The following is a 3573-nucleotide window of genomic DNA, read 5'->3' as shown; positions in this document are numbered from 1 at the left end:
CAGATGGACTAATTCCAGCTGCACAAACAAAAGTTTCTTTGTTTGGATGTTTTCTAATTAATTCATGTGCTACTTCATACGCCCAATGCATATGCCACTCACCTCAATTGTATTTTTATTTTCACATTTTCAGTTTTATACAACAAAAAAACTCCCACCCCCAAGATTATTCATCTTGAGGACGAGAGTTATTAACTTCGCGGTACCACCTCAGTTTGTTAATACGTCACCATATTAACCTTTTCAGGTACGGCAAAATATGCTTATACCCTATCTCTATAACGGGAGAACCCGTCGCACCATCCCTAAATRAATTAGTTCCTTGCGCAGCTCYAAGTCTTTTTTCATTAAGATKTWYACCKCTCYTTCTCAGCTACCRGAGCTCTCTGTACGTATTCTTTCTTAACTACTCTTCTCTTCAACGCCAAATTATATATTAGTTTTTTACATATAATAATTTATAACGTATATATTGTCAAATTTTTCTGAACTCATGTTAATCAAACATTTTTTTCACTATTTAAAAAAATGTTTGATTGCTTCTAATTGTATCTTGTGACTGCACTCATCACAACAATATGCCCCTTTTCGTTTCTCCTTAAATCGCTTATACTTTTCACTTCCTTCATATACGCGAAATACATTTTTACATGAGAAGCAAATAATTTCATAAAACATCATATGCATTTTCCTCCCCATAGTTATACGCTATTTTCGGATTATTTGAGAAGGTATTCTTTTTTATAAGTACATCTTTATTTCAATCCAACAAAAGGTTTACCTCCCTTTTTATCGAATTTTATATGTATCTTTATAGGATAGAGGTGAATCATATTGATTAGAAATATAGAATTAATTGTTGATGCTAAGGCGAATTTAGGGGAAGGTCCTTGCTGGGATGAGAAGAAACAATTATTATACTGGGTTGATATTATCGGGAAAAAATTATGTCTTTATAATCCTGTTAAAAAAACAAACCGAGCGATCACTCTCGACCAACAAATCGGTTGTGTCGTTCCATATCTAGATGATGTAGTACTTTTAGCTCTAGAAAAAGGATTTTATTCTTTTAATCTAAATACAGAAGAGCTTACACATATTTATGATCCTGAACCACATTTAATAGAAAATCGTTTTAATGACGGGAAATGCGATCCGGCTGGCCGCTTTTGGGCAGGCACTACTGACTTATATGGTATAAGTGGCGCCGGTTCCTTGTATTCTTTAAATAATAATCTCCAAGTAGAGAAAAAGGTATCACATGTAAATACATCAAACGGCATAGCATGGTCTCCTGACGATACATACCTTTATTTTATTGATACACCTACAAAAAAAGTAGTCCGTTTTCATTATGATATACATACTGGTGTAATTAGCAATCCAACAGATGTTATCATCTTCCCTGAAAATGAAGGTCTACCCGATGGTATGACAATTGATGTAGAAGGTTGTTTATGGATTGCACATTGGGGAGGCTCGAAGATTACTAGATGGAATCCCTTGACTGGAGAACAGATTTTAAGTATTCCGATTCCTGCTTTATATGTAACGTCGTGTACATTTGGAGGACCTAATTTGACCGATTTATATATCACAACAGCCAGAACAAGAATGACTGATGCGGAATTAAAACAGTACCCACATGCTGGTGGTATATTTCGAATTCAAATGAATGTTAAAGGTTGTCGAACCTATTCATTTCGCCATGAAACTATTGGAGCTGAAATACTATGAACAGAATCGATTACATAAGACAAGAAGAGAAAAAGTATCACGATCTTTGCTATGAACAATATAAATTATTCGAAGCAGGATCTTGGCTGTATAAACCTGTTAAAACAGTTATGGGCATGCTGAACTATTTTGAAGGACAGAAAGACCTACAAATACTTGACCTTGGCTCTGGTGTCGGTAGAAACAGTATTCCGATTGCACAAAAAATTATGAATAGTGGCGGCACTGTTACTTGTGTTGATCTACTTGATTCGGCTTTAATGAAGTTACAAGTTTATAGCAAAGAATATGGTATATTTGAATACATAAAAACGGAACAAGCAGCAATTGAAGACTACTATATTGCTCCTAATACTTATGACTACATCGTTGCAGTATCAAGTTTAGAACATGTCAGATCAATAGACGATTTTAAAAAAGTGCTTCACTCTATGAAAAATGGGACAAAGAGTGGTGGTATCAATTGTTTAATCGTTAACTCTAACATTCAAGAAATTGACTTGGAAACGAATCAAGAATTAGATGCTTTAAATTTAGCGTATGATATTGTACGAAACGGTAMACACATTCAATTAAATACGAATGCGATTACTTTTGTCGTGCAAAAATTGTAGTTTATATGAGTGGTGCCAATTTTCTTTTTAAGTCACCACTCGTATATTTATGTAAATATCATTCCATCGTAATTACAATTTTCCCTCTAGTATGCTGACTTTCACTCAAAATATGAGCTTCTCTAACTCCCTTTTCATTAAACGGCACAACCTTACTAATGATTGGTTTGATTTTTTCAGCTTGGATCAAACTAGTTAATTCGTCTAATTGCTTTCCGCTTGGTTTTAACCATAAAAACCCTGATTTTATGCCCTTTACTTCATGAAGTGGTTCATGAACGATAGAAACTAGAACACCACCAGATTTAATAATTTGGAAACTTTTTTCTTGTACTTCTCCCCCGATTGTATCTAACACAATATCATAATCTGATAGTAACTCTTCAAACTTATCTTTTTTATAATCAATAACAAGGTCAGCCCCTAAAGACTTTAGAAACTCTTCGTTTTTACTACTTGCAGTTGTTGCGACAAAAGCCCCAAATGATTTCGCGATTTGAATTGCAAAACTTCCTACTCCGCCCGCTCCAGCATGAATTAATACTCGGTCATTTTCTTTTATTTGTGCGTAATCGACAAGACTTTGCCAAGCTGTTAGTCCTGCAAGAGGTATAGACGCAGCTTCTTCAAAACTAATATTATTTGGCATATGTGCTACTAAATCTGATTTCACTGTAATGTATTCAGCATAGGAGCCTTTCCCTATATTTTCGGGTTTCGTAAATACTTTATCCCCTATTTTAAAATGATTCACATCTTCTCCAACTTCCTCAACTACTCCAGCAACATCTAATCCTAATGTAATTGGAAATGAAAATCGCAACTTTTCTTGTAAGTCTCCCTTTCTTATTTTCCAATCAACAGGATTGACAGCTGTTGCTTGTATACGTATTAATACTTCATTACATTTAACAACTGGTTTAGGAACTTGTCTTTCTTGTAATTCTTCAACACTACCATATTGATCAATAACAATTGCTTTCATTTCCTCTCCTCCTTGTTATTTATTTTAATAACAAACAATTATTTTTCAAAATTTTCCGCCTTGGATGACAATAAATATGTTAGGAGGTGATATTTATGCTACTCTACTAATTAAGCATCATGAGTGCAAAAAACATTTATTTCACTTAAATACAATCTAATTTACGCCTAAGAAACACCCAAAGTTATATTTCTCTTTATTTATTAATGACCTTTAAATGAAACGGAGAGTGTGCTA

Annotated in this window: 4 protein-coding genes, 1 pseudogene and 1 other annotated feature; of the genes and pseudogenes, 2 read left to right on the top strand and 3 right to left on the bottom strand. The window is 34.0% G+C overall.

The window, feature by feature from the left end; all coding sequences use genetic code 11:
- Positions 1–91, bottom strand: a pseudogene (locus tag AC1DJR_RS21980) (lysine--tRNA ligase); the annotation flags it as partial.
- A gap of 83 nt (positions 92–174) precedes the next feature.
- Positions 175–431, bottom strand: a binding site (T-box leader).
- An 85-nt stretch (positions 432–516) separates the two neighbouring features.
- Complete coding sequence (locus tag AC1DJR_RS21975) at positions 517–687, bottom strand: DUF2197 domain-containing protein (protein ID WP_131247443.1); 171 nt, start codon at positions 685–687, stop codon at positions 517–519.
- A 147-nt stretch (positions 688–834) separates the two neighbouring features.
- Between AC1DJR_RS21975 and AC1DJR_RS21970 the strand changes: the two genes are divergently transcribed.
- A complete protein-coding gene (locus AC1DJR_RS21970) occupies positions 835–1737 on the top strand; it encodes an SMP-30/gluconolactonase/LRE family protein (protein WP_429687211.1) in 903 nt (300 codons plus the stop codon).
- On the top strand, positions 1734–2351 hold the full coding sequence (locus AC1DJR_RS21965; protein ID WP_477003492.1) for a class I SAM-dependent methyltransferase: 618 nt from the start codon (positions 1734–1736) through the stop codon (positions 2349–2351). Before AC1DJR_RS21970 ends, AC1DJR_RS21965 begins: the two co-directional genes overlap by 4 nt.
- A gap of 58 nt (positions 2352–2409) precedes the next feature.
- Here the strand turns inward: AC1DJR_RS21965 and AC1DJR_RS21960 are convergent, their stop codons facing one another.
- The gene (locus AC1DJR_RS21960; protein WP_429687213.1) at positions 2410–3336 is read right to left on the bottom strand and encodes an NADP-dependent oxidoreductase; all 927 of its coding nucleotides are present in this window, start codon (positions 3334–3336) and stop codon (positions 2410–2412) included.
- Between the last annotated feature and the right edge of the window lie 237 nt (positions 3337–3573).

Source organism: Bacillus sp. 05T31 (assembly GCF_056396725.1).
This window is presented reverse-complemented; position numbering and strand designations above follow the sequence as displayed.